General features: G+C 52.7%; 17 protein-coding genes. 1 reads left to right on the top strand and 16 read right to left on the bottom strand.

The features are described 5' to 3' along the window. Positions 1-14: 14 nt before the first annotated feature. Both C9422_RS06320 and C9422_RS06315 read right to left on the bottom strand, forming a co-directional pair. Positions 15-1,337 (bottom strand): HlyD family type I secretion periplasmic adaptor subunit, encoded by a 1,323-nt coding sequence (locus C9422_RS06320; protein WP_116580042.1) that lies wholly within the window; start codon positions 1,335-1,337, stop codon positions 15-17. Between the two features lie 13 nt (positions 1,338-1,350). Further along, positions 1,351-3,093, bottom strand: a complete 1,743-nt coding sequence (locus C9422_RS06315) for a type I secretion system permease/ATPase (RefSeq protein WP_116580131.1) — start codon at positions 3,091-3,093, stop codon at positions 1,351-1,353. A 289-nt stretch (positions 3,094-3,382) separates the two neighbouring features. Between C9422_RS06315 and C9422_RS06310 the strand changes: the two genes are divergently transcribed. Beyond that, positions 3,383-5,149 (top strand): calcium-binding protein, encoded by a 1,767-nt coding sequence (locus tag C9422_RS06310; RefSeq protein ID WP_165824754.1) that lies wholly within the window; start codon positions 3,383-3,385, stop codon positions 5,147-5,149. Positions 5,150-5,264: 115 nt separating this feature from the next. Here C9422_RS06310 and C9422_RS06305 read toward each other — a convergent pair whose 3' ends face one another. From C9422_RS06305 to tviB, 14 genes are all read right to left on the bottom strand, one after another. After that, positions 5,265-5,600 (bottom strand): ComEA family DNA-binding protein, encoded by a 336-nt coding sequence (locus tag C9422_RS06305; RefSeq protein ID WP_116580040.1) that lies wholly within the window; start codon positions 5,598-5,600, stop codon positions 5,265-5,267. Between the two features lie 112 nt (positions 5,601-5,712). Next, the gene (locus C9422_RS06300) at positions 5,713-7,707 is read right to left on the bottom strand and encodes a nucleoside-diphosphate sugar epimerase/dehydratase (RefSeq protein WP_116580039.1); all 1,995 of its coding nucleotides are present in this window, start codon (positions 7,705-7,707) and stop codon (positions 5,713-5,715) included. A 103-nt stretch (positions 7,708-7,810) separates the two neighbouring features. Continuing rightward, entirely contained in the window at positions 7,811-8,836 is a 1,026-nt protein-coding gene (locus tag C9422_RS06295; RefSeq protein ID WP_116580038.1) for a glycosyltransferase family 4 protein, read from the bottom strand. Between the two features lie 64 nt (positions 8,837-8,900). After that, positions 8,901-9,863, bottom strand: a complete 963-nt coding sequence (locus tag C9422_RS06290) for an SDR family oxidoreductase (RefSeq protein WP_116580037.1) — start codon at positions 9,861-9,863, stop codon at positions 8,901-8,903. A gap of 20 nt (positions 9,864-9,883) precedes the next feature. Continuing rightward, a complete protein-coding gene (gene wecB / locus C9422_RS06285) occupies positions 9,884-11,011 on the bottom strand; it encodes a non-hydrolyzing UDP-N-acetylglucosamine 2-epimerase (protein ID WP_116580036.1) in 1,128 nt (375 codons plus the stop codon). Then, the gene (locus tag C9422_RS06280) at positions 11,004-12,014 is read right to left on the bottom strand and encodes a polysaccharide biosynthesis protein (protein WP_015093995.1); all 1,011 of its coding nucleotides are present in this window, start codon (positions 12,012-12,014) and stop codon (positions 11,004-11,006) included. The genes wecB and C9422_RS06280 overlap by 8 nt, the downstream gene beginning before the upstream one ends. Before the next feature lie 33 nt (positions 12,015-12,047). Then, positions 12,048-12,905 (bottom strand): SDR family oxidoreductase, encoded by an 858-nt coding sequence (locus C9422_RS06275; protein WP_116580035.1) that lies wholly within the window; start codon positions 12,903-12,905, stop codon positions 12,048-12,050. Further along, positions 12,902-14,146 carry a glycosyltransferase family 4 protein gene (locus C9422_RS06270; RefSeq protein WP_116580034.1) on the bottom strand — a complete coding sequence of 415 codons (1,245 nt, stop codon included), beginning with the start codon at positions 14,144-14,146 and terminating at the stop codon, positions 12,902-12,904. Before C9422_RS06270 ends, C9422_RS06275 begins: the two co-directional genes overlap by 4 nt. A gap of 3 nt (positions 14,147-14,149) precedes the next feature. After that, the gene (locus C9422_RS06265) at positions 14,150-15,289 is read right to left on the bottom strand and encodes a glycosyltransferase family 1 protein (RefSeq protein ID WP_116580033.1); all 1,140 of its coding nucleotides are present in this window, start codon (positions 15,287-15,289) and stop codon (positions 14,150-14,152) included. Positions 15,290-15,313: 24 nt separating this feature from the next. After that, entirely contained in the window at positions 15,314-17,239 is a 1,926-nt protein-coding gene (gene asnB, locus C9422_RS06260; protein ID WP_116580032.1) for an asparagine synthase (glutamine-hydrolyzing), read from the bottom strand. Positions 17,240-17,273: 34 nt separating this feature from the next. Then, entirely contained in the window at positions 17,274-18,350 is a 1,077-nt protein-coding gene (locus C9422_RS06255; protein WP_133248997.1) for a hypothetical protein, read from the bottom strand. Positions 18,351-18,600: 250 nt separating this feature from the next. Further along, positions 18,601-19,824 (bottom strand): oligosaccharide flippase family protein, encoded by a 1,224-nt coding sequence (locus C9422_RS06250; RefSeq protein WP_116580030.1) that lies wholly within the window; start codon positions 19,822-19,824, stop codon positions 18,601-18,603. Positions 19,825-19,829: 5 nt separating this feature from the next. Continuing rightward, on the bottom strand, positions 19,830-20,879 hold the full coding sequence (locus tag C9422_RS06245) for an NAD-dependent epimerase/dehydratase family protein (protein WP_116580029.1): 1,050 nt from the start codon (positions 20,877-20,879) through the stop codon (positions 19,830-19,832). 60 nt (positions 20,880-20,939) lie between these two features. After that, the gene (gene tviB, locus C9422_RS06240) at positions 20,940-22,217 is read right to left on the bottom strand and encodes a Vi polysaccharide biosynthesis UDP-N-acetylglucosamine C-6 dehydrogenase TviB (RefSeq protein ID WP_116580028.1); all 1,278 of its coding nucleotides are present in this window, start codon (positions 22,215-22,217) and stop codon (positions 20,940-20,942) included. Positions 22,218-22,677 lie beyond the last annotated feature (460 nt).

The following is a 22,677-nucleotide window of genomic DNA, read 5'->3' as shown; positions in this document are numbered from 1 at the left end:
AAACAGACGCACGATCACTCCTCGATCATCGACTGGGCGATAACGTTACGTGCCGGCTGCATCAGGTACTGCAGCATGGTGCGCTCTCCAGTGTTGATCAATACGTCTGCCGGCATGCCCGCCAACAGCTTGCGATCACCCAGCTTGCGCGCGCCTTCGCGGGTCACGCTGATCCGGGCAAGGTAATACGGCGCACTGGTCTTTTCGTTGATCAGGCGGTCGCCGGAAACACTGGTCACTCGACCTTCGATGACAGGAGTCGTGGCCGTGTTGAAGGCATTGAAGCGAATATCCGCCAACTTGCCGACGGCGATTCGGTCGATGTCATTGGGTGAGACCTGCGCCTCGACCACCAGATCGGAAACCGATGGAACGATATCCAGCAAGGGCGTCGCGGGTCGCACGACGCCACCGATGGTGTGAACCGTCATGCCGATCACCATCCCGTCATCCGGAGCGCGGATAACCACTCTGCTCAGGCGATCCTCCAGCGCCGAGGCTTTTTCCTGCAAGTCATAGGCCTTGGTCTGGGTCTCTGCCAACTGCCTGGTAACGTCGGCGCTGAAGTCCTTGTCGATCTGCAGGATCTGCAACTGGGTTTCGTTGATCTGCAACCTGGTCTTGATGTTGGTCGAGCGGTGATCCGCCACTTCGGATTTGAGCAAATCCAGCTTGCGTGCCTGTTCGAGCATGCGCTGCTTGTCGACAAAACCCTGGGCCAGCAATTCTTTCAATTCGGCAATTTCGCCGCTATAGGATTCCTGCAAGCTGGTCTTGGTACCGATCATGGTGTCGGTTCCCTTGATTTGCTGATTCAACTGACCAATACGCTCTTGCAGGACCGATATTTGTCCAAGTCGCGAGCTGCGTCGTGCGTTGAACACCTGAATCTCGCCGTAACGCGATTCGGAACTGCGCTGATTGTCGGAATTGAGGTCATTGGGGAACGCGATCATCGGCAGGCCATCACGCTCGGCCAGTAAGCGCGCCTCCATTGCCCTGGCAGCGATCAACTGGCTGCGGGTCATTTCGTATTCGGAGCGCAGTTGAGCGTCGTCGAGCACGATGATGGGGTCGCCTTTTTTCACGACATCGCCATCATGGGCAAGCAGATCCTTGACGATGCCGCCCTCCAGATGCTGCACCGTCTTGCGATACGTTTGCACGGTGACGACACCCGGCGCGTAAGCCGCACCGTCGAGCGGAGCAAACGCCGCCCATCCGCCAAACAGCCCGAACGTCACGAATACAATGAGAAATCCTTTACGGCGTACGGATCTGTCGGACATGGGCAGATCTGCGAAAGTATCGGCAGGAGTAGTGAGCGTGCGGTTCATCGATAACTTCCTGTCAAACTTCGGTCGAAGCGACTTCTGTGCCTGCCCGTGCGGCAGGCTTTTGCTGGGCGGCCAATTGATTCGCGTTGAGTTGCGCCAGGACCTGATCCCGCGGGCCGTACAAACTGATCGTGCCGGCGTTCATCACCAGCAAGCGGTCAAGCTGGGCCAGAATCGAGGTCCGGTGGGCGATCACGAAAACCGTTGCCCCGGTGAGTTTTATCTGTTGCAGCGCCAACGCCAGCGCTCGTTCACCGACCTCGTCCAGGTGAGCGTTCGGCTCATCCAGCACGATAAGCCGCGGGCTGCCATAGATTGCCCGGGCCAACCCGATACGTTGCCGTTGCCCACCCGACAGATTGATGCCCCCCTCGCCGATGACCGTATCGTAGCCATCAGGCAGCATCAGAATCATTTCGTGGACACTCGCGGTCCTGGCCGCCAGCACGACTTTATCCGGGTCCACGACACCAAAACGCGCAATGTTGTCGCTGATAGTGCCCTCGAACAATTCAATGTCCTGCGGCAAATACCCGAGGTGTGGTCCCAATTGGCTTTTGTCCCAATTGGCAATATCGGCAGTATCCAGGCGGACGACGCCGTGCTGTGGTTTCCATACGCCCACCAAGGCCTTGGCAAGCGTCGACTTGCCCGAGGCACTTGGCCCAACGACACCGATCATCGCGCCAGCCGGTGCGTTGAAACCGATGCCTTTGATGATCGCGGTCTTTGCTCCGGGAGCGCCCAGGGTGAGGTTCTCCACCGTCACATGACCGATTGGAGCGGGCAATGGCATACGCTCGGGTTCGGCTTTTAGCTGGTCGAGAATGCCGTTCAGTCGTGCGTATTGTGAACGGGCAGCAATGAATCCTTTCCAACTGCCGATCATCAAGTCCAGGGGGGCCAGGGCTCGTCCCAACAGCACTGAACCTGCGATTACCAGCCCGGGATTGATCTCATGGCTAACCGCCAGATAAGCCCCGAGGCCGAGAATCAGTGATTGAACAAGCAGACGGAAAGTCTTTGATATCGACGTGATGATCCCGCTGCGATCGCTGGCTCGGGATTGCAACTGCAGCACCTTCTTGTGCCTCAGACTCCAGCGTGACATGAGAGAGTCAAGCATGCCCATGGATTCGATCACTTCGGCATTGCGCAAATTCTTGTTGGTTTGCAGCGTCGCACCGATGCTCTCTTTATTGGCCTCCGCCAGAACCTTGCCCGTGGATTGCTCATTGATCCAGGCCAGCGCCAGCAGGATCAGCGCACAACCGATTGCCGTCCAGCCATACCAAGGGTGAAACAGAAACAGCACCGCGATATAGATGGGCAGCCACGGCGCATCGAAAAAAGCGAACAGGCCGTTCCCGGACATGAATTGGCGCAGCCCGGTCAGATCGCTGAGCGGCTGGGCCGACGCGTCCTGGCCAGCGCTGTCCAGGGCCCGTTTGAAACTGGCCCTGTAGACATCCCGGCCCAGCAACACGTCGAGCCTGGTGCTGACACGAACCATGATCCGCGAGCGTACCCACTCCAGCAAGCCCATCGTCACGAGCAGAAAGGTCAGTATGATGGTCAGCATGGCCAACGTCGTCAGGCTACCGCCCGTGACGACCCGCCCGTAGACCTGAAGCATGTAGAAGGTCGGGACCAACATCAGTGCGTTGATGAACAGGCTGAAAAAACCCACCGACATGAAACTGCTCCTGCAGAGCCTAAGGGCTTCCTGCAAGCTGTTTTCGGGTGTACTGCGTATCATCTGGGAACTGACAACCTGGCGTGTTGATCGGGGATTGCGGGGCGCGCGAGTGTATCACCTGAGCGACGTACGCAGAATGAAATCGCCACTATCATGGTTTTGCGATGTAGTCGACGAGCAGCGCTGGTCCTTACTCTCTGAAGATTTATAATTCCTCTAAAGTTGATAATGGTTCTTTAACATACCGGCCAATGAACTGTAACATATGTGAAATTTTGGCCAGCAACGCCGTTTGCAGAACGATTTGGATATCGGGAGCGGCCACCCAATCAATATGGAGTCACTCTTGATCAATTATTTTTCTTTACTCGCCAATATCGTCCGTGAAGAAGCGGCCGCAACCGGCGCGTTGCTGCAAGACGTCGCCCGTGAACTATTGGCCACCAATACAACTCACTCGGATGGTGCCTGGTGGGCTGCCCACGGCAATGACCCCTACTATACCGCCGAGCAAATCTACAAAACCGTCACCGGCGACCCGACCGCCGAACGCGCAGAACTCCTGTGCGGCAATATGGTTAACGTATTCAGCGGCCTCTGTGCGGAACTTGGCCTGCAAAAACGCACCATCTGGACGTATTCAGACTCTCAAGGGTACTTTCAGGGACATACGTACCTTGAAATTTTTAACACCACAACCAACAAGTGGGAAATTCAGGACGCGGACTATAACGTCTATTACACCGACGTTCGCACGGGCGAGCGTGTCGGTGTAAAGGAAATGATGAACGCTGACGATATTGAAAATTTCATCCCGCATAATGCCAGTGAATCCGGATGGTCAGAGACAGGCGCAGAAGCCTTGCGCCTGGCGAATCTGTATGCAGCGCAAATGATCACTACGGAGCATAAACTCTATACCAGTAACGACAGCCTCAGCGATACCTTGCTGGATAGTATTGCCAATTCTCTTAGCGGAGTCTTTGTCTATACGGTAGATAGCGGTATCGCCGATCTGACCGCCACGCATCTAACAGATAGCGACGCCGTCACCAACAACGGCAGAGCCACGGTCACCGGCAGTTCGAGCGCTGACTTCATTTCATATGATGGCAGTTCACTCAGCCCGGTGTTCGCCACGCTCATCGGTGGAGCGGGCGATGACACGCTCGCGCTACGATTTTCCAGCGGTCAACTTTACGGCAATGAGGGCAATGACATCCTGATTGGCGGGCAGGCTGCAGACCTTCTGGTCGGCGGTACAGGTGATGACTACATGTCCGGCGGTTACGGTGCCGACCAGTATGCGTTTTCCAAAGGCGACGGTTTCAATGACACCATCGACAGTTTCGGCGTAGGTGCCGACAAGCTTGTTTTCCTCGGCGTCAGCGGCACCGGTGGTACCGGTCGTACGCAAATTTCGGAAAAAGAGTTCAACTTCAGGATCGACCAGAAACTGACCTCGGACGGCGTCTATCTTCGCTATGACACCGATGGTGACGCACGTTTTGATGGCGGGATGCTGATCGAAGGCCGTACGACACTGCTCACCGCTAATGACGCTACATTTATTTTCAACGCCGACCCACTCAAAGGCTTCAATACGACTGCCGTCGCTGGCAATCCTGGTTCAGGACACGCCGAAAAAATCTACGGCGGCAGTGCGGCAGACAAAATCCTCTACACCGGCACGCTTGGCGCTGAACTGGCTGGCAGTATCACCGGAGTAAACAGCGGCAATGACATCATCCAGTCTCACTCGGATGCGAACTGCTCGCTGTACGGTCACGATGGCAACGATGTATTGGTTGGAGGAAACGGCAGCGACTTCATTGTCGGCGGCACCGGCAACGACCTGCTGATTGGTGGAAATGGGCGGGATACCTTCGTATTCAACGCAGGCTCGGGCTCAGACACCATCCAGGATTTCAAACAAGGTCAAGACACCCTCTACATCTACGGCTGGACGACTACCAAGGCTGTGACGCAGACGCTGCAGGACAATGGACTGGTTGTGAGTTTCGACACCGCCGGTGACGGCGCTCACGGGGGCAATATCACGCTGCTCGGCCAGACCACCTTGCTGAACAATGCCGACCTGGTCTTTTCCTGAGTTCGGATGAGCGGCAACAACGCACCATACACGTTAAAGGGATTGGCCCGCCGGCTTAAGTCTCGCTATAGAAAAAGGCCGATCAATGATCGGCCTTTGTCGTTTCAATCACACCTCAGTTCACTTCGATCCTGTCGCGGTTTCTATCCAGAATCGCTTTGCCGATACCTTTCACTTCCAGCAATTCGTCAACTGACGCAAACGCACCATTACTTTCACGATAAGCAACAATCGCTTTGGCTTTGGCCTCGCCCACTCCAGTCAACTCGCGTTGCAGCGTAGGTGCATCAGCACTATTGAGATCGACTTTGCCTGGTTGCGCCTTGACAGTGACATCCTGCACCAACGGCGCACTCATGACCTCAGGTGCATTGACAGGGGCGGCGATTGCCGTGAGAGAGGTGCTGGCGAGAAGGGCGAAAACCAGAGAATGGAAACTGCTTGTACGCATTAGTGAAGCTCCATGCCGTCGTTTGAGAAAGCAGCTTTTCCGCAGCTGCTCTCCAAACTTAGGCCATGACATCGAGCTGTCAAAAATGTGTACGTTACCGGATATGAAACAATCAGGGTTCCAGGCGGCGCTGCTGGTAGATCCAGTCGACGATCTCACCGTCCGGGGTGTAGCCGCTGACGGTGTCGCGCAACAATTGACGGACGCGCGCATAGTCGTCCTGATCCACCGCAGCAAGCAACTCGGTCAGTTTGACCTTCAGCACATCCCAGGACAGGTGATCTTCGTTGGCCGTCATGATCATCGGATGCTGGGTGGCCGCCACGTTGTCACCAATCAGCAGCTCTTCGTAAAGCTTCTCACCCGGTCGTAGCCCGGTGAACTCGATAGCGATGTCGCCATGCAGGTTCTTTTCCGAACGCACGCTCAGGCCGGACAAATGGATCATCTTCTCGGCCAGTTCGACGATCCTCACAGGCTCACCCATGTCGAGGACAAACACATCACCGCCCTGCCCCATGGAACCCGCCTGAATCACCAGCTGCGCCGCTTCCGGGATGGTCATGAAGTATCGAGTGATCTTCGGATGCGTGACCGTCAGCGGGCCGCCCGACTTGATCTGCTTGTGAAACAACGGAATGACCGAACCCGACGACCCCAGGACGTTACCAAACCGCACCATCGTGAAGCGTGTTTTGTTCACACGGGAGACATTGCTCGTATCGCCGAACAACACCGGAGCCAACTCACGGCTCAACGCTTGCAACGTCAACTCGGCAAGGCGCTTGGTGCTGCCCATGACATTGGTAGGCCGCACGGCCTTGTCCGTCGAAATCAGGACGAAGTTGGCCACTCCTGCCTGGAGCGCGGCCTGGGCCGTATTAAGCGTGCCTATCACATTATTGAGTACGCCTTCGGCAATGTTGTGCTCGACCATGGGCACATGCTTATAGGCGGCGGCGTGATACACCGTGTCTACTCGCCAGGTTTTCATGACGTCCAGCAACTTGTCCGGGTTGCGCACCGACCCGAGAATCGGCAAGAGACGGATGGACAGCGACTCTCGAGCGACCCGCTGCTCCAGCTCAGACAGGATGGAGTAGAGATTGAACTCGCTGTGTTCAAACAGAATTAGCGTTGTCGGACGCAGCGCCAGAATTTGCCGGCAAAGCTCGGAGCCAATGGAGCCCCCGGCGCCCGTGACCAACACGGACTGCCCCGTGATGCAATGTTCGAGCAAATCAGCCTGGGCCGGGACTGCGTCACGCCCGAGCAGATCGGCAATGTCTACTTCCTGGATATCGTCGACCTTGACCCGGCCACTGGCCAGATCCATGAAACCCGGGACGCTTCGAACGTGCAGCGGAAAGCCTTCGAGAAACCCGAGAATCTCGCGACGGCGTCCACGGTTTGACGACGGAATAGCGAGGAGGATTTCCTGGGCACCGGTGTTATCGATCATCTGCTGGATGTGCTTGGGCTTGTAAACCTGCAATCCGGAAATCACACGGTCGGCGATCCCGCTATCGTCATCGATAAAGGCAACAGGTCGCATGACGCGCCCCATCCGCAAGGCTGCAACAAGTTGATTACCCGCTGCCCCTGCCCCGTAGATCGCCACTTTCGGCAGACCGTCATCCCGGCTGGTGAACGGGACGTGCTGGGCAGCGCTGAACCAGTCGCCCATAAAGTACTGACGCATGGCCAGGCGCAGACCGCCGATCATGATCAGGCTCAACCACCAGTAGTTGAAAATGATCGAGCGCGGAACGACGTTTTGATGATTGCTGTACCAGTACACCACGACGCCCAGTATCAGGGACGATAGTGTCACCGCCTTGATAATGGCAATGAGCGCGTCATTTCCAAAGTAGCGCATGACCGCACGGTACATGCCAAAGCGAACGAAAAGAGGAATGGCGATGACAGGTGCGCTGACAAAAAGCCAGACGTGCTGAGTGAACGGGTTGACCAGCTCGTCCACACCAAGTCGCACGACAAAAGCCATCCACAGGGCAAACCAGACCAGCGAAATATCAGTCAGGACCTGCAGAATGCGTTTATGTCGTCTTGGCAGACTTAACAACTTTGCCCGAATCTTATCCATAACCCCTCTAAACACCTGTCGAAGCTCCTAGCATTGATACAGCAACTGCAGCTTTCGGTAACTCATTTACCGACAAAGCAATACTCAAAAACCAATGCGTTCATCACGCCTTGCCGGCAATTTCCAATTCGCCCGCGTGAAACTTGAAAGCCAGCAACACCAGAGGCACATAGGCCAGGACCAAACCTGCCACGCCATCGATATATTGCATGACGACCAATATAGCCACTGGTACTAACCACAACAAATTGATCGCAGCAATTGTCAGCGTGACCACCCGATGGCTGCCATATTGCCGTGAAGCATACTGGTATCCATGGCTGCGATGGGCCTCATAGACCTTATCCCCACGCAATAGCCGACGAATGAGGGTAAAGGTGGCATCCACAATGAAGACGCCCAACAAAATGAGCCAGGCCCAGAGGAACAGTGGATTCGTCCAGGCTGCATAGAGCGACATCACTGCCAGCACTATGCCCAGAAAACCACTGCCGGCATCGCCCATGAAAATCTTCGCGGGCGGAAAATTCCAGGCCAGGAAACCCGATACGGCCATCGCCAGCACCAGCGGAGCAATCGCAAGGCTGGTGTGACCTGCGATCCAGTAGACCAGGCAAGCACCGACACAGGCACAAATCGCCTCGACGCTGGCCAGGCCATCAATGCCATCCATGAAGTTGTAGAGGTTGAGCATCCAGACCAGATAGAACGCGCCGATGACATACCCGAACCAGCCGAGACTGAACTCGTAGCCGAACAGGTTGATCGGCGCCATCCCGCCAATCCAGATCAATGCCCAGATGGCACCCGCGAAATGCGCAAGCAGGCGCCAACGCGCGGCAATATGCCCATGATCGTCGAGAAACCCGATGATCGCGATCCAGCCGCCAGCCCCCAGCAGAGCCAGCGCCATCGGCCAGGCGACGGCATCTGTCCAGGCCAGGACTGGCAATGCGATCAGAAAGCTCAGGACGATAGCCACACCACCACCCCGGGGGGTCGGGACCGAGTGCGAGCTACGTGCATTGGGAATATCTATCAAGCTGCGTGCCAGCGCGTATTTGCGCAATGCTCCGGTGCCCAAGAATGAAGCACCCACCACCAACGCCAACAACCATATCGTGTTCAAAGGTCAACTTCCTGAAACAGCCACAATCAATTCTGCAATTGAACCGGCATTGTCATAAGGCAACTTAGCGCTGCCTTTCCTTGTAGTAGTTGGCAGCCGAGACCAGCGCCTCATCGACGCTGACCGGCGGAATCCAGCCCAGCAATTCTCGGGTTTTGCTGATATCGACTTGCAAAGAACCGCACAGACGTTGCGACAAAGCCTTCTTGCCGAGCATCTGCGCCCCTCGCTCAAGCAACACGCTTGGCACAGGCAACAGGCGGGCAGGTTTACCCAATGCCTTTGCCATCCGCGTCAACAATTGTGTCGTTGACAGATCCTCCCCGTCGCTGACGAGGAAGGTCTGATTGGCAGCGGCCGGATGACGGATGCAGGTCAGTATCAAATCCGCAAGATTGTCCAGCGCGACCAGGCTGCGTCGATTATGGATAGCCCCGAACGGCAAGGGTATTCCCTTGTCCAGCCAACGCATCATGTTCAGAAAGTTGGCTCTCACGCCCGGGCCGTAAACCAGTACCGGACGGATGATCACCACTTCCATCCCGCAAGTGCTCGCAATTTCACGCAGCCCCTGCTCGGCCTCCATTTTCGAAACGCCGTACGGATCACCAGGCGCGGGCGTCGCGTCGGCGAAGTAAGGCTGATTGAGCGGCGTACCTTCGCCATTCACCTTGATCGAACTGATGAACACAAAGCGACGAACACCCAACGAGGCTGCCTGCCGAGCGAGGCTTAGCGTACCCTCGACATTCACCTTGCGAAACGCCTCCAGCGGATCGGATTCGGTGTCATTCATGACGTGAACGCGAGCCGCGCCATGAATGACAACCTCCACTTGATCCAGCGCCTGAGACCAATCGGTAGCGGCACTGAGCCCGGCGGTTCGAACGGTAACAACGCGCGACGGACAGTCAGGCAGGGCGTGCCCACGAATGGCTGCCACCGGTTCCAGATCGTCAGAGGCCGCCAAGCGACCCAATACTGCGCGACCCACGAAACCCGTAGCACCTGTCAATAAAACACGCATTTCTCAAACCTCGACGACGCTCAGGATTTCGACCAGACAGTACGATTGATGTAGTCGGTGTAACTCAGCACGACCCGAACGACCTGCTTCGACACAGGACCTGCCTGGTAATCCCTGACGACCGGGATAACGCGCTGGCTACGATCATGCTGGCTGGTAACTACACGTACGGCATCCAGAACGCCATCCACTTTCAGGCCGCTCATGATGAGAGTGCCTTCATCCATCCCTTCCGGACGCTCGTGCGCATTACGAATGGTAATGGCGGGCAGATTCAGAAGAGAGGCTTCTTCGGTGATGGTGCCGCTATCGGACAGCACACAGAACGCCGACATCTGCAACTTGATGTAGTCGAGCAGACCGAATGGCTTCGAGAAGCGAATCAGAGGGTGGTCCAGCGATTCGCCTATCGCTTCCAGGCGCTTGCGCGTACGAGGATGCGTGGAAACGATAATCGGGTACTGGTATTTGTCGGCCAGGGCGCGCAGCGTCTTGAGCAAGTCGCGAAGGTTTTCCGGCGTATCGACGTTCTCCTCACGATGAGCGCTGATGATGAAGAACTTGTCCTGCTCCAGGCCTTCTCGCGCCAGCACGTCGGAAGTGAGGATTTTCGGCATGTAATAGTCGAGCACCTCCTCCATGTGCGAGCCGGTCTTGATGATGGTTTCAGGACGAATACCTTCAGCAATCAGGTAACGCCGGGCATGCTCGGTCAGGACCATATTGATATCGCTGAGGTGATCGAGCACCTTGCGGTTCAATTCTTCAGGAACGCGCTGGTCAAAGCAGCGGTTGCCGGCTTCCATATGGAACACCGGAATCTTGCGGCGCTTGGCGGCAATGACGGCCAGACAGGTATTGGTATCGCCGTAGAGCAAAAGTGCATCAGGCTTTTCGGCCTCAAATACTTCGTCCGCCTTGGAAATGACTTCGGCGATGGTCTTGGCTGCGGTATCGCCGGCAGCACCCAGGAAGTAATCAGGCTTGCGGATTTCGAGATCATCGAAAAAGACCTGATTCAATTCGAAGTCGTAATTCTGACCCGAGTGAACCAACACATGATTAACCTGCTTATCAAGCTCGGCAATAACGCGGCTCATCTTGATAAGTTCTGGTCGCGTCCCGACCAGCGTCATGACCTTAAGCATCAAGTTGCTCCTGAATGTATTCCAGATTCAACAGAACTTTCTTCACGCCTTCTACATCGAGACGCTCGGTGTTGTGAGAGGTGTAGTCGTCGAGATCGGAAATTTCCTGCTCGCCCTCGACAAAAAACTTCTTGTAATTAAGGTCGCGATTGTCCGAAGGGATACGGTAGTAGCGCCCCATGTCTTCGGCCTTGGCCATTTCTTCACGGGAGATCAGCGACTCGTAGAGTTTTTCGCCGTGGCGAGTACCAATGACCTTGACGGCATTGTCGCGAACAAACAGTTCCTTGAGTGCCTGGGCCAGGTCCGCCACTGTCGAGGCAGGTGCTTTCTGGACGAAAATATCACCTTGCTCGGCATGCTCGAACGCGTGCAGGACCAGGTCAACGGAATCCTCGAGCGACATCAGGAAACGTGTCATGTTCGGGTCAGTGACGGTCAGCGGCTCGCCACTCTGCAGCTGATTGATGAACAACGGGATCACCGAACCGCGCGATGCCATGACGTTACCGTAGCGGGTTGCGCAAATCACCGGGCCTGTCGCCGGAATCATCCGCGATTTGGCAACCATCAGCTTTTCAGCCATGGCCTTGGAAATACCCATGGCATTAATCGGATAGACAGCCTTGTCGGTACTCAGTACAACGACACGTTGCACACCCGAAGCAATGGCCGCATTGAGAACGTTCTCGGTACCCATGACGTTGGTGCGCACGGCTTCCATCGGGTAAAACTCGCAGGAAGGCACCTGTTTCAGGGCTGCGGCATGGAAAATGTAATCCACACCCACCATCGCCTGATCCAGGCTGTCGCGATCACGCACGTCACCGATGTAGAACTTCACCTTGTCATTCGACAAGGCAATGCGCATATCTTCCTGCTTCTTCTCGTCACGGCTGAATACGCGAATCTCTTTTACATCGGTATCCAGAAAACGCTTCAACACCGTATGGCCAAACGAGCCCGTACCGCCCGTGATCATCAAAACTTTATTATCGAACATAACTACCTTCCCAAACCTGATTGAATTTAATGATCAACGCAACGCGCGCATCGATTTAACCAATTCCAACCACGACGGTGGAACGTAACCGGTTGCCGCCTGAAACTTCGAGGAGTTCAGCGAGCGATCTATAGCAACTTGACTGTCCGCGATGATATCGATTTCCTTTTCGTAAACTTCCGCTACCAGCTTTAGAAGAGACAACTTGTCAATCGGTGCCACCGACACATGATACAGGCCGTGAAGCTGTGGATTCGGGATCACATAGTCGCGAATGACACGTGCCAGCTCAACGGTAGGCAGCCCCGAGAAAATGGCTTTCTCATAACCCTTGACCGGACCGTTCTGGGACAGGAACCAGTCCACCAGCGAGTACTGGCTCCCCAGTTCGTGACCGATGATGGAGGTCCGCAGCGTGACGGCATTCAGGTCCGTGTGAAGCTCGCCGATGTACTTGGACTTTCCGTAGAGATCCTCCGCATCGGAGATATCTTCCTCGGTGTACATGCCTTTTCGGCCGGAAAACACGCAATCGGTGCTGATATGAATCAGGCGAGCACCGGACAACGCGCACAATTTGGCAATGCGATGCGGCAACATGGCATTGATGGGAAGCGCAGAAAGTGGGTCCTTGGCATCGGCCAATTGCTTGATCAGCCCGACGCAGTTGACGACGACATCCGGCTTGACCCGTGCCAGAACCGAGACCAGCGAGTCCTGGTCAAGCACGTCGACATTACTGATCAACGAACTGTGCATGTCCTCAGAAAAGTATTTTGCGCCACCCGGATTGCGCAAAGTGCCCCACACCTCGACATGCGGGTTTCCATGGAATTGCCTGAACACTGTGCTGCCCAGCATTCCGGTGACCCCTAACACAAGAACTTTCATTTTGAGCTACCTTTTAATTCATTGATCCTGCTACTGAGGATTTCGACCAAACGCTGGCTTTGCCGCTCCATCTCGAAATGCTCGAGGTAGTACGCACGACCCGCCTGTCCCAACGATTCCCGCTCATCCGAAGTCATGCGGAAAAGTTGCTCAATGCAGTTGGCCATACCTTCGGCGTCCTGCGCCGCAGTGGTCAAACCGGCTCTGGCCTCCAGAATGACTCGCGCACCCTCGCCATCCAGCGCGGCGATAATCGGCCTCCCCGCAGCCAAGTAAGCCTGGACTTTACTGGGGATGGTATAGGAGAACGCCTCATCCTGCTTCAACGTCACCAACAATCCCTGCGCACGGCTGAAAAAATGCGGCATTTCAGTGGCCGCAAAGCGTCCGGCAAGAACAAGGTTGTCCAAACCGCGGGATTTCTTCTGGCTTTCGATCCAGTTCATCATGCTGCCGCTACCGACCAGTACAATCCTGACCTGCGACAAATGGCGGAGCTTGTCAGCGACCTCAACGAGGGTCTCGACCGACTGCGCGGTCCCCAGGTTTCCGGCAAAAACAAGACAGAAATGATTGTCGAGCTCCGCAAGCAAAGGTGCAGGGATCCGGGTCTCTTCTACACTCGGCGGCACGTCCTGATAGGAGTTGGGGTAATACACGACCTTGCCAGGATTGGCATAACGGGCGACCGGGTCTCGAAACGCCCTCGATTGAACAAGCAGCGTATCGACGAAGGCGTAAATGCCTCTCACCAGCCAGCCGACAACGCGCAATATTGCCTTGTTCTTGATGAACCCGGTCGCACTCAAACTCTCTGGCCAGAGATCCTGGACCCATACAACCAGATGGCTTTTGAGTTTCCACTTCAAGTAAATCGCCGGAATAACCGACGTGATGGGAGATGGCGCAAATACAAAAATCGCATCATAGGCCTCCCCTTTCACTGCGCGTGGGTAGTGCTTCAAGCCATTCAAGATAAATGACAAATAGTTCAAGACGAGGTTTTTTGCGCCGGAAGTACCACGAGGTCTGAGCGGCGCACGAAAAACACTGACAGAGGACTCGAACTGTTCTTCCTGAGTTCCGGAAGCACTGTAGCCATTAAAGACTACACCATCTGGGTAGTTGGGCTTTCCGGTGAGAATTTTTACAACGTGGCCCTGGGCAGATAAGGTTTTAACCAGGTCATTGATAATAAAAGACTCTGGCCAAAAGTATTGCGACACCACAAGAACCTTCATTTATCAAACACCTTTTTTGGGGCTCACGGCCAACGCCAGCAACTCTGACCATGTTTTTCTTGAGGTTTTTTCCCAGTCAAACTTATCACTCTGGGTCACTGCCGCAACGGACAACGCCTTCAACGTATCAGGGCTCGTCAGCGCCTCAGACAGCACATTTCTTATATCTTTTGAATCAAACGGAGAAAAATACAGCGCTGCATCCGCCCCAAATTCCGGCATCGGCATTACGTTGGAGCAAATCATCGGCCTACCAGAGGCGAGCGCTTCGAGAAGAATATTAGGGCAGTTCTCGCACGACGAGGCAAAGAGATTCAGATAGGCGTGATGATAAAGTGGAGGAAGCGTGTGATAGGGAATAGCACCCAATAAAAGCACTTGGCCTTCAAGGCCTAGCGTTGCAATGAGAGACTTGACCCGATCGGCCTCCGGCAGGTTTGTTTCACCCACAAGAACCAATGGAAATTTTTCACGAAGTTCCTTTGGCAGTTCCGCATAAGCGCTCACCACTTCATAATGATGTTTGTAAACATCAAATCGCGACACGTATAAAACATATTCTCCAGCGGGCAGAAAGTCCGGCCGAAGAACGGCAGAATCGCCATGCGTCCTGAATACCGAGCCGATTCCGTGAGGAATCGTAACTGGGTTCTTGATATGGGTCAGTGACTCAATGACACTTCGCGCGTAATTTGAGATAAATATCGTCAAATCCGCATCGCGCATGCTCTTGAGCATAATACGATTCAACAACCAATTTCTCAGGCGCTGCAATCCAAGTGGAATGCTTTTGCGTACTCGCAAATCAAATGGAATCATGTTCCGAAACATTGTCGCAACTTTGCAACCTGTTGGAGCAGAGGTGCCCACTACGCCACCGGGACAAAACAGAACGTCAGCTTTCTCAGCCTTCAAGATACCGGGCAGCACCCACCGCTCCCACACGGCTCTCACAATCGGGTTTTCAGTGGGCCAGGCTGGTTCGACCCGCTTGATTCTTGGGTGATCAGGCAGCTTGAGTGACGCCGGGGCGAAAACCAGAATCTCAAGGTCCGCATTGTCAGGTACGAACTGAAAAAGATTGATCAGATATGTCTGACCTCCACCCAGACGGGCAGAGAGTGCGTTGAAAACTATCTTCATGGAAAACCTTTTGCTCAATCTGGATTAGTGGCTATTTTTATCGAGCCAGGATTGGAACATTAGAATATTCCACAAATGAAGACTGCGATCGTATGTTCCGTTCTGATGCTGGAGCCATGCCGAGCGAATTTTCTGAGAATCGAAGTAACCCTCTCTCTTGAGCCGCTCCTCCGTTAACAGCTCCTCTGCCCACTCTTTCAGCGGCCCTCGCAACCATTGCGCCAATGGAATAGAGAATCCAGCCTTCGGCCTGTCAAAAAATGAAGTAGGAACATATCGCTTAAGAAGCTCGCGAAGCGGCCACTTCCCCACACCATTTTTTATCAGTTGGTCTGACGACAAGGAAAACGCGAGTTCCGCAACCCGATGATCAAGCAATGGAGCGCGGGTTTCCAGGCTTGCGCTCATCGCCCCCCGATCCACTTTAACCAGCAAATCGTCAGGCAAATACTGAGAGACATCCCAGCGACGCATTTCCTCGACGTAATCCACTGCCGACTCCCAGGAAACCACGTCTTGCCGTTGAGCATCGACACCCAGCACCACATTGTCGGTCGACTGCCACTGAGACATCAAACCGGTATACATCTGCGCCAGATTTTCAGAACCCAACAGCTCGGACATTCTGTAGATACGTCGACCATTGACCTTGGTTCGAAGGCTGCCCGGCAGAATCGAACAGACGTTGTCCCACCCCTTGGACGAGAGCGAACGAAGTGAATAAGCCATGACCTGGCGTGCAGGCAACGGCAGCTTTTTTATACGCTCCCATAGCCCGGCAGTAATCTGGTAACGGGGATATCCGGCAAAAAGCTCGTCGCCACCATCACCGGACAGGGCAACGGACACATGCTGTTTTGTCATCCTGGATACCAGGATTGTAGGTATTTGAGAGGAGTCAGCAAAAGGCTCGTCGTAAATTTCCGGCAGGTGCGGAATTATTGAAACAGCATCATCGGCACCCAGATAAAACTCGGTATGGTTAGTCCCCAAATGTTTGGCAATGGCTTTGGCGTAAGGCGCCTCATCAAACTCAGGTTCATTAAACCCGATCGTGTAAGTGTTGATACTGGTAGAGCTTTGTGACTGCATCAACGACACTATCAAGCTTGAGTCGACACCACCTGACAAAAACGCCCCAAGTGGAACATCGGCGATCATTTGCGATTTTACTGCTGCAGACAATCTTTGACCGACAACATCCACAACTTCCTTATCGCTGGCCTGCGAAAGTTCGCGTTTCAACTCGCCAGCCGGCGGTAAGGACCAGTAGGAAACCGGCTCCAGTGCACTGGAAAACGAGCCGACACTCAAATAGTGTGCCGGCTCCAACTTTTTAATGCCTTCATAGATGGACTCCGGAGCCGGAACATATCCATATCTTACGAACTTGGCTAGTGCATGACGATCAATTCGCAGATCGCTGCCAAATGCAGCCTTGATCGCTTTCAACTCGGAGGAGAAGACAAAACGGTCGCCCACAATACCGTAGTAAAGTGGTTTCTCTCCCATTCTGTCTCGTGCCAATGTAATCGTCTTGGAAACTTTATCCCACACCGCAAAGGCAAACATGCCCACCAGGTTTTCGAGAGTTTTTTGTACCCCCCACGCACCGAGCGCTGCCAGTAACACTTCCGTATCAGAGTGCCCGCGCCAGACACGCGTCAAACCTGACGCAATCAACTTCTCGCGCAATTCATTAAAATTATAGATTTCACCATTGAAAACAATAACATACCGCTCATCGTCGGAAACCATCGGTTGACTTCCGTGTACCGAGAGTTCCAGGATCGAAAGCCGTCGGTGCCCCAGAGACACTCCACTATCGGCATCTGACCAAACTGCTCCATCGTCGGGCCCACGATGTATCAGCGCGTCCACCATCTTGCCAACGGCAACGGAGCCTTGCTGATCCAGCTTCCACCCGACAACTCCCGCAATTCCGCACATACCTACTCTCTCAATCCAATGAAAATATTGAAACTCACTTCAAAACCCGAACGAGTTTCATCGTGAAGAATAATCCTAATGCCATCACATAAAAAACCAATGAGTTCAGCAAGTATATTTCGCCGTACCAAACCCAGTGCATAACCGATGCAGCACACAGCATGTACAAGAAAATTCGCAAAAAATCATCCTCGCGGCAGCGCGAGTCGATCAATCGCAAGAAGCAGACACTGATGAATCCATTGAGGAAAACACCAAACAGACCGAAATTCTCAAAAGCCACGCCGGCAACGTGGATCCCACCGAGCCCGGTAATGTAATACCAGAGGGCAGGATTATCCACCATAATGGGTTTTTCCATACCGAAAGCCGAATAGAAAGGTGACGGTGCCAACGAAAGGAACATATCGAGATAGGTCTGGCCGTAACGCAGGTGCTCCCCATCCCAGAAATTGGTTAACTGCTGAACAAGCGGTAAAATGATCGCATTCCAGGAGTTGAACAGTAAATACTGAGTAACGTTATCCGACGTTAAGTCCACATCCATTCGGCTCATTGAAACAACAACACCGCTGACGAGCAGAAGAACCATGAATACAGCAACGGACAACAGAGCTTTAAGCTTGATGAATTTATTATAGCGAAACAACAACCCTAGAATCGAAGCGACAACCAGGACAACAAAATCACGATCCCCCGTCATTGCGTTGGCAACACTATAAGAAACCACCAGAGCCGCAGACACGAAAAACATCGATCTGGATGGGTACGAAAATGCCAAGGCAATGATCGCGATGATGGAAAAAACCACCACCGACTCGATACCCGCAAACATCTCAAGCAGTGCGTTCGCGTTCACCAGCCTGAAGCTGATAAAGAAGATGGACAGCGCAAGAAAAATGACACCTGCCAGCTTGAAGTCCATCGCAAAAAAGAATGTTTTTGGCTCTGCATGCAAACTTCTGGGCGGCACCGCCAATGACAATAGATAACCAACGAGTCCGCCAGCAACACCAAGAAACCAGACCAGCGAAAGTCGGAATACTAATAAGTCATCCAGATAAAAGTCATAGTCCCCAATAGGCCAAAGTGTAATGGTTTCGCCCCACAAGCAACTGACAAGTCCCAAAAAAGGGACTGAATAGCAAACGGCGTACAACGCAACGAGATATTTTTTTGATATCAGGCACAGAACGCATTGTACGAGCAATACCAGCAGGCACGTCGAAACTAGTAATATAACCATTAACCTTGACCAACAAAAACAAAGCAACTGAACCGTAAACCAGACTCAATACTGGCCCCAATATCACTTTCAGCCATGCACCCTGTATAACCAACGCACATGTTCAACATATTCATCACTGCACCAACTTACGGCCACCCAGGACCGCAAGCACGGCAATTTGAGCTGCCAGCGCCAAAACAAAGGACCTGAAAAGATCGACCGCCAACATATCGCCTTTTAACCCTGCAACTACCGTCAGCGATAAATAAACAAACGCATAAACACAGCTACCAAGAAAAACAACCCTGGTCATGTTTTTACTGTGCAATATTTGAGTGACGATTGTAGTTGTAAGCCCAATGCCACCCGCCAATACTGCGTAAGCCAGAAGATCATTTTTACTGCAAAAACTACTACCAAGCAGGCACAGCCAGTAGCTCTGCGACAAGACCAGGAACACAGGCAAGCAAACTGAAATTGATAGCCCGAGCATCAAGTACAACTTACCGGCACTATTCCCGTGCCCTGCCAGCTTTACAATGGCATAGGATGTCAGCGAGCTAGGCAGGACAGTTACGAGAATATAAAAAAGGAAAAACAGATTAAAATAGCCAATCTCCGAGACATTCAAACTCGAGTTGGCAAATATCATCAGACAAACAATATGAACAGGCGCCCCGAGAAGCATACTACCGGCAATAGTCGGAGCCCCTGAGCGCGAAAGCAATGTCGCCATTTGTTGAAAAAAGGAAGGTTCTCTCTCCCCCTTGCCATCATGGCTGAACTGGTTTTTCTTTATTGTAAGGAATCCATATGCCGGCGCGATTAGCGTACAAATCGCCAGGGTAAGAATGACCCCCTCTATTTGCCCTGCAATCTTCGCAATGGAAACTACCAGCAGCAACCCAAGAAGACCATGGGCCGCCAGTGCAGCAGCCCATTTTCCCGAAGTATTAAGGGAGAACATCAATCCGGTTATAGTCAAATTGCAAACACAAGCGAAACCTAGAAAAAATGCACCGATCAACAAGTAACCAGAATTCATTTCGTAGGAAGAAGCCGGCGCCGGAAAAATCAAAAAAACGATGACACAGAGGGCACCTACAATGATGCCGCCCCATGACATGAGCCCCAGGGAAGTCTTGTAATTTACCTCATCGGCATTCAGGACCGCATAACGACTCAGTGCCACGCTCAAGCACTCTCCTACCACCGTTGCGATGCCTGTGACTATCGCATAATGGTAAGAGAATACACCGTATAGTTCGACGCCTAAAATTCTTGCCAAACTGAACAACAATACAAACATGCAAAGTTTGTTTGCAAGAACCGTGATTGCGCAGATCTCTTTAATCACTAGTCTTAACTTCTTGCAAAGAACGAGACATACCAACTTGCTGCTTTCAGCATACCTTCACCAACAGTGAAAAGCGGCTTGTAGCCCAACAAACTCTTGGCCTTATCGATATTCGCCTGCGAGTGCCTAACGTCACCAGCCCGGAAGTCCCGATAAACCATATCCGATGTAGACTTGACATCAACACGAGCCAAAGCATCCTTTATGCAGGCAAAAACCTGATTCAGTGTTGTCCTGTCACCAACGGCGACGTTGTAAACATTGTTCTTTGCTTCAGGACTGGCACAGGCAGCCAGTATATTGGCTTGAACTGCGTTTTCTACGAAGCAAAAGTCCCGACTTGTTTCACCATCACCATTGACGAAAACCTCTTCGTTATTGATCATGGCCGCGGTCCACTTAGGAATCACGGCTGCATAGGCGCCATTCGGATCTTGACGCTTGCCAAAGACGTTAAAATAGCGAAGCCCAATAGTATTGAACCCGTATGTACTGGAAAAAACCTCAGCATACAGTTCGTTTACATACTTTGTGACCGCATAAGGGGAAAGCGGCTTGCCAATCACACCTTCAACCTTGGGAAGCCCAGGATGATCGCCATAGGTAGAACTCGACGCAGCATAAGTAAAACTTTTTACTTCCGCATCTTTCGCCGCAACCAACATATTCAGGAAACCGTCGATATTGGTACTGTTCGTTGTAACAGGATCATTGATGGAACGTGGAACAGAGCCTAATGCTGCCTGGTGCAAAACGTAATCCACTGGAATATCGGTTGCCGCCGGAAAAGTCATCGCGGCTCTGCAATCGTCAATATTTCTGATATCACCTTTTACCAGCACGAAGCGCGCCCATTGCTCAGGACTCACTACTGATTGCACTTCATCGAGATTACGCTGGTGCCCTGTTGCAAAGTTATCGAGACCTACAACCCGCTGATCTAATTGCAGCAATGTCTCCAATAAATTGGAGCCAATAAATCCGGCCACCCCCGTAACCAGCCAAACCTTTGGGGATTGTTGAATTTCAGCTTTAACTTCTTCGAAACGGGTCATTTGATTCTCGACTTGTTTTTTCCGGCGGTAACGAATCAGGGTCTTTACAGACCCTGATATTCAAAGACGCAAATCTGATTGAGAGGCGTCCAGCAGGTACTTGAGATCATAGAGAACGTGCTCTGCCTTACCCAGGCTGCGAATTTTTTCAGCCCCCATCGCAGAGAACTCATTATGTGCGACAGCCAGAATAATACCGTCGTAAGAATCAACCTGCGGTTGAGCGATAGGAGTAATTGAATACTCGTGCATTGCTTCCGCTGCATCTACCCACGGATCATAAACGTCAACAACAATATTGAATTCAGCGAGCTCATTCACAATATCGATGATTTTAGTATTACGCAGGTCCGGGCAGTTCTCTTTGAACGTCAGCCCCATGATCAAGACGCGAGCACCATCAACATGAATCTTGCGCTTGAGCATCGCCTTGACAAGTTGAGATACTACATAGGCTCCCATGCTGTCATTCAAGCGACGACCCGCCAAAATGATCTCGGGATGATAACCGATGGACTGCGCCTTGTGAGTCAAGTAATAGGGGTCAACACCGATGCAGTGGCCGCCAACCAGTCCCGGACGGAAAGGTAAGAAGTTCCACTTCGTCCCTGCCGCCTCCAAAACCGCCTGAGTATCGATACCCATCTTATTAAAAATAAGTGCCAACTCATTAATCAGGGCAATGTTCAAGTCGCGCTGTGTATTTTCAATAACCTTTGCCGCCTCGGCAACCTTGATACTCTTGGCCTTATGAGTTCCGGCGACAATTATTGTATTATACAAAGCATCAACCAGATCAGCGACCTCTGGAGTAGACCCGGCAGTTACTTTCTTGATGGTAGTAACACGATGTTCTTTATCGCCAGGATTTATCCGCTCCGGGCTATAGCCTGCATAAAAATCGACATTGAACTTCAGTCCGGATACTTTTTCCAGCACTGGAACACAGTCTTCCTCAGTAGCACCAGGATAGACCGTTGATTCATAAATAACGATATCGCCCTTTTTTAATACACGCCCAATCGACTCACTTGCTTTAACTAAAGGAGTAAGATCCGGCCGCTTATGTTCATCAATCGGGGTTGGGACGGTAACAATATATATATTGCAGGCGGACAACTCTTCCAATACAGAGCTAAAACTTAAACCCGACGCAGAACGCAATTCAGAATCAGACACTTCGAGTGTAGAGTCATGACCTGCTTTGAGCGCTTCGATTCGACGCTGGCTGATATCAAATCCGACGACTTGCATTTTTTTGCCAAACTCAACCGCCAGCGGCAAGCCCACATAACCGAGACCCACTATGGCCAACTTCACATCTTCGAGTTTAAGCATTGTTTTCCCTTGCCATTCATCAATATTAAGTCGATCGTAAAAAGCGCGCCAAATCTTGCGCTTTAGAAACAAACATCACGGCTGCGTAAATTAGAAATTATACCGAAAGCGCCTATGGGAGCCATAAGAATTTTCAGAAAGCCAACGAAGAGCTCGACCGCCCCCCCCTTTCCGCCTGCACACGCTCAAAGCCACGACCGCAACGCAAGCCGCCACAACGCAATTGCCAGTCTTTGATCGCACCTTGCCTGACAAGGTGCCGGGCACACACTCAACCCCGCACATGAAAAAAACATGCAAAGTCCGGAAATTGGCGTTCAGCCTGTAAAATTTCCTATCAGAACTGACAACACCAAGGTCAGCGGGATCAATACTCAACCAGAACCCGATCCGTTTTGACTAAACGGGCAGACAGCCTGCTCCTACCCCAAAGATCCCCCCTCCCTGGGAGACACCCTAA

Origin of the sequence: Pseudomonas sp. B1(2018), assembly GCF_003097365.1 — a bacterium.
Classification (GTDB): domain Bacteria; phylum Pseudomonadota; class Gammaproteobacteria; order Pseudomonadales; family Pseudomonadaceae; genus Aquipseudomonas; species Aquipseudomonas laurylsulfatiphila.
This window is presented reverse-complemented; position numbering and strand designations above follow the sequence as displayed.

What these genes read in the sequence shown, in the direction of transcription:
- C9422_RS06320 (WP_116580042.1), bottom strand. Translation starts at nt 1,337, where the DNA reads ATGAACCGCACGCTCACTACTCCTGCCGATACTTTCGCAGATCTGCCC.
- C9422_RS06305 (WP_116580040.1), bottom strand. Translation starts at nt 5,600, where the DNA reads ATGCGTACAAGCAGTTTCCATTCTCTGGTTTTCGCCCTTCTCGCCAGC.
- C9422_RS06300 (WP_116580039.1), bottom strand. Translation starts at nt 7,707, where the DNA reads ATGGATAAGATTCGGGCAAAGTTGTTAAGTCTGCCAAGACGACATAAA.
- C9422_RS06290 (WP_116580037.1), bottom strand. Translation starts at nt 9,863, where the DNA reads ATGCGTGTTTTATTGACAGGTGCTACGGGTTTCGTGGGTCGCGCAGTA.
- wecB (WP_116580036.1), bottom strand. Translation starts at nt 11,011, where the DNA reads ATGCTTAAGGTCATGACGCTGGTCGGGACGCGACCAGAACTTATCAAG.
- C9422_RS06280 (WP_015093995.1), bottom strand. Translation starts at nt 12,014, where the DNA reads ATGTTCGATAATAAAGTTTTGATGATCACGGGCGGTACGGGCTCGTTT.
- C9422_RS06275 (WP_116580035.1), bottom strand. Translation starts at nt 12,905, where the DNA reads ATGAAAGTTCTTGTGTTAGGGGTCACCGGAATGCTGGGCAGCACAGTG.
- C9422_RS06270 (WP_116580034.1), bottom strand. Translation starts at nt 14,146, where the DNA reads ATGAAGGTTCTTGTGGTGTCGCAATACTTTTGGCCAGAGTCTTTTATT.
- C9422_RS06265 (WP_116580033.1), bottom strand. Translation starts at nt 15,289, where the DNA reads ATGAAGATAGTTTTCAACGCACTCTCTGCCCGTCTGGGTGGAGGTCAG.
- asnB (WP_116580032.1), bottom strand. Translation starts at nt 17,239, where the DNA reads ATGTGCGGAATTGCGGGAGTTGTCGGGTGGAAGCTGGATCAGCAAGGC.
- C9422_RS06245 (WP_116580029.1), bottom strand. Translation starts at nt 20,879, where the DNA reads ATGACCCGTTTCGAAGAAGTTAAAGCTGAAATTCAACAATCCCCAAAG.
- tviB (WP_116580028.1), bottom strand. Translation starts at nt 22,217, where the DNA reads ATGCTTAAACTCGAAGATGTGAAGTTGGCCATAGTGGGTCTCGGTTAT.